Consider the following 3,611-nt stretch of genomic DNA (forward strand, 5'->3'; position numbering starts at 1 on the left):
ATTCCGGCTTGAGTTTTGTTTTCCTTTTCATAAAGCCTGTTTCTTGGGCCCACTCCTCTATTTGTTTTCTCGTAAAATTAGATTGTAATTCCTTGAATAATAGATGAAATTCTTTATCTAGTTGCATAATTGTAAAAAAATACTCCTCTCCGTAGTTTTATACCGAGAGAAGTATATCCAGAATTTGGTAATTGTGTCATTAATTATGCTTAACTTGATGGCTATGGAACCTGTCCCCCCGTCCCACTCTGTCATAAAATCCATTTTCATAAAATACAGTTATATAGTGGGTGTTCAAAATGTCTGGTGGATAGATTAGCTAAATCTCCATGCATTTTTGAATAACACGTGTAGTTCTTTCATAAAGGAGGCGAAGCAGAGCAACATGAATAATCAGCAGCAAGAATATGTGGAGGCTACCTTTCGAGCGCTTACGGATGCTCTTTTACCGGATGGAATGGATGGGGATCAGAACGTTCATGAGTATGTTATTGCTGGCTTAGACCAGAAGATTTCCATTCAGCAACAGTTGCATTACCGTGTAGTTCCCCTTGCTTACCCCACAGCTATCATGTTGGATGCCGCTGCAACACAGTTAGTAAATGCGCAGAAAATACATGCTCATCCTCAGAGTTGGTTTTCTGGAGGAAGAATGTTTTCTCGACTATCTCGGACAGATCGAATACAGGTCCTAACTGCATTAGAGAATCTTTATGTAGATCTTTATTTACTGCCATCTCCTTTTCAAAATAACGCTGGCATGATCAAATATGTTACCGACGCATTAAATCGCTTTTCCCTGTTTGGGTATTATTCGGAATGGCTAGCTTATGGCACCACACGCTTGTTTCCACCTAATCACCGAAGACTAGAATATTTTCCATTAAATTGGCAGCGGGTTGGATATCCTGGGGTTTCTTACGGATATCGGGCTTTTCGTGGATTTTTATTCACTATAGACGAAGTGGAGGGTGGCAGATGAAAATAGACCCTGATGTTATTGTGATTGGAGCAGGTGCTGGTGGTCCAGTTGTTGCAAAAGAATTAGGTGAACAAGGAATCCGCGTATTGGTGCTTGATGCCGGTCCATGGTTCGGTAATAAAAAATGGCCCCATCCTAATCAAAACCGTGGTGTGGAGAAGGAAAGCTCTGATCCAAATGACTTGGATGGTTCCCTTTATCGCAGCCAACTGACAAGACTGGAAAATGATATGGATGATCTGATCAAAGGAAAATTCCGCTGGGGGCCAGCAGATCGCAGGCGTACGCCTTGGTACAGAAATATTCCAGATCAAGCATTATTATGGCAAAGTGCAGGAATCGGAGGAGGCACCTTGCATTATTATGCGAACTCTCCCCGCGCATTTCCGGAAGCGATAGATAATGAGTGGCCCATTGATTACCAAGAACTTGTTCCATATTATGAAAAAGTGGAAGCGACATTGCCCGTCGAATTCGCACCTTCCACGACGAAAGATGCTCTTTTCTTCTACGGCGCAGAAAAGGCCGGTTTTTCCGAAAATCGCACCTTAGACGTAACAACCAGTGGGTACCGTCCACAACCAAATGCTATCTTACCCCCAAATGAACATTTGATGGATTCGAACTACTCATTAAAAGAAATAAGCCATATGGAAGGATGTACGTTAAGCGGTCATTGCGGGCAAGGCTGTCCGTATGGTCCATCATACGAGAAAATGGCAAAACGTTCTACCGCTGTAAGCTATGTTCCACTTGCGATGAATACGGGAAATGTAACCTTTAGACCAAATACATTCGTCACAAAGGTATTAACAGAATTAGATGAGAGTGGAAGTCAGCAGGCAGTTGGGGTTCAAGTTCGAGATACTTGGACAGGTGAAACCGAAGAGATACGATCAAAGATTGTTGTCATGGCAGCTGGTTGTGTAGAAACCCCGCGTCTTTGGTTAAACTCTGATTTACCACAAAATCCGTGGGTAGGACGCGGGTTAACCAATCATTATATGGATATGGTCACCGGTACATTTGATGAAAAAACATTAATGGATATAGTAGGCGTCCCTACTGTTAATCCTTTTGTAGGCCATACCTCATCAGCCCGACTGGATTATCCAGGACTTGGTATGATCGAAATAATCGGGGAAAGCCCCGGAATATCAGCTCAGACTTTATTTGGATTCAGTCAATACGGCTATCATAACCTCCATCACCACCCTAGTTCCAGTTTATGGGAGCAGCGAGGAAGACTTGTTGGGGCAGAACTGGAAAAAGCGATGGACGATTACCCAAGAACACTCACACTTTCCGCTATTACAGATGACGAGGTCCTCTACCGAAATAGAGTGGAACTCGATCCAAACACGAAAGATGAGCATGGCCCAGTACCACTCGTTCATTATTCACCAAGTAAAAAATCGAGACAACGAAGAGAGGAATTAATCAAAATTGCTACGAATATCTTACGCCAAGCTGGCGCAAACCATATTCACCGTAGTGATCTTCCACCAAACTATTTTATCCACTTACATAGCACGATGAGAATGGGCTTTGTAGTGGACACATCCTGTGAAGCATATCAAGTCGAGCGTCTCTTTGTAGCTGACAACAGCGCAGACTACAACGCACTTGGAGGCCCCAACCCAACCCTAACCACCCAAGCACTAGCCACAAGAACCGCAGAAAAAATAGCAAGCAAATATTTTTAAGGGGGACAGGGGGACAGGTGAGTTGTCCCCCCTCTTTTCTATCAGTTGCAGTGGTTCTTCTATCAAGCGTCTTGATCTTTCTATCAACCGCCTCGATCCTTCTATCAACCGCCTCGATCTTTCTATCAACCGCCTCGATCCTTCTATCAACCGCCTCGATCTTTCTATCAACCGCCTCGATCTTTCTATCAACCGCACCGATCTTTCTATCAACCGCACCGATCTTTCTATCAACCGCACCGCTCTTTCTATCAACCGCACCGCTCTTTCTATCAACCGCACCGCTCTTTCTATCAACCGCACCGCTCTTTCTATCAACCGCACCGATCTTTCTATCAACCGCACCGATCTTTCTATCAACCGCACCGATCTTTCTATCAACCGCACCGCTCTTTCTATCAACCGCACCGATCTTTCTATCAACCGCACCGATCTTTCTATCAACCGACCCGCTCATTCTATCAACCGCCTCGATCTTTCTATCAACCGCACCGCTCTTTCTATCAACCGCACCGCTCTTTCTACCAACCGCACCGATCTTTCTATCAACCGCACCGATCTTTCTATCAACCGCACCGATCTTTCTATCAACCGCACCGATCTTTCTATCAACCGCACCGATCTTTCTATCAACCGCACCGATCTTTCTATCAACCGCCCCATCCATTTCAAGCTCTGGGACAAGGAACCTGTCCCCATAGCCATCAAGTTAAGCATTTTCGATGACATCATTACCAAATTATGGATATACTTCTTTCGGTATAAAACTACGGAGAGGAGTATTTTTTTTACAACCATGCAACTAGATAAAGAATTTCAAATACTATTCAAGGAATTACAATCTAATTTTACGAGAAAACAAATAGAGGAGTGGGCCCAAGAAACAGGCTTTATGAAAAGGAAAACAAAACTCAAGCCGGAAT

Annotated in this window: 4 protein-coding genes; 2 read left to right on the forward strand and 2 right to left on the reverse strand. The window is 43.8% G+C overall.

The window, feature by feature from the left end; genetic code table 11:
- The first annotated feature begins 385 nt into the window (after nucleotides 1-385).
- Both D8M06_RS19555 and D8M06_RS19560 read left to right on the forward strand, forming a co-directional pair.
- Entirely contained in the window at nucleotides 386-982 is a 597-nt protein-coding gene (locus D8M06_RS19555; RefSeq protein ID WP_121206242.1) for a hypothetical protein, read from the forward strand.
- The gene (locus tag D8M06_RS19560) at nucleotides 979-2,688 is read left to right on the forward strand and encodes a GMC family oxidoreductase N-terminal domain-containing protein (RefSeq protein WP_121206243.1); all 1,710 of its coding nucleotides are present in this window, start codon (nucleotides 979-981) and stop codon (nucleotides 2,686-2,688) included. Before D8M06_RS19555 ends, D8M06_RS19560 begins: the two co-directional genes overlap by 4 nt.
- Here D8M06_RS19560 and D8M06_RS19770 read toward each other — a convergent pair.
- Together D8M06_RS19770 and D8M06_RS19775 are read right to left on the reverse strand one after the other, a co-directional pair.
- Nucleotides 2,644-3,132, reverse strand: a complete 489-nt coding sequence (locus tag D8M06_RS19770) for a methyl-accepting chemotaxis protein (protein ID WP_147405001.1) — start codon at nucleotides 3,130-3,132, stop codon at nucleotides 2,644-2,646. The two genes, D8M06_RS19560 and D8M06_RS19770, sit on opposite strands and share 45 nt — an antisense overlap.
- Before the next feature lie 9 nt (nucleotides 3,133-3,141).
- The gene (locus tag D8M06_RS19775) at nucleotides 3,142-3,405 is read right to left on the reverse strand and encodes a hypothetical protein (RefSeq protein ID WP_147405002.1); all 264 of its coding nucleotides are present in this window, start codon (nucleotides 3,403-3,405) and stop codon (nucleotides 3,142-3,144) included.
- Nucleotides 3,406-3,611: the final 206 nt, after the last annotated feature.

It is taken from the genome of Oceanobacillus halophilus, assembly GCF_003628505.1.
Classification (GTDB): Bacteria; Bacillota; Bacilli; order Bacillales; family Amphibacillaceae; genus Oceanobacillus; species Oceanobacillus halophilus.

Bases quoted from the DNA above. Each gene is read 5' to 3' on its own strand.
- D8M06_RS19555 (WP_121206242.1), top strand. From the start codon at position 386: ATGAATAATCAGCAGCAAGAATATGTGGAGGCTACCTTTCGAGCGCTT.
- D8M06_RS19560 (WP_121206243.1), top strand. From the start codon at position 979: ATGAAAATAGACCCTGATGTTATTGTGATTGGAGCAGGTGCTGGTGGT.
- D8M06_RS19775 (WP_147405002.1), bottom strand. From the start codon at position 3,405: ATGCTTAACTTGATGGCTATGGGGACAGGTTCCTTGTCCCAGAGCTTG.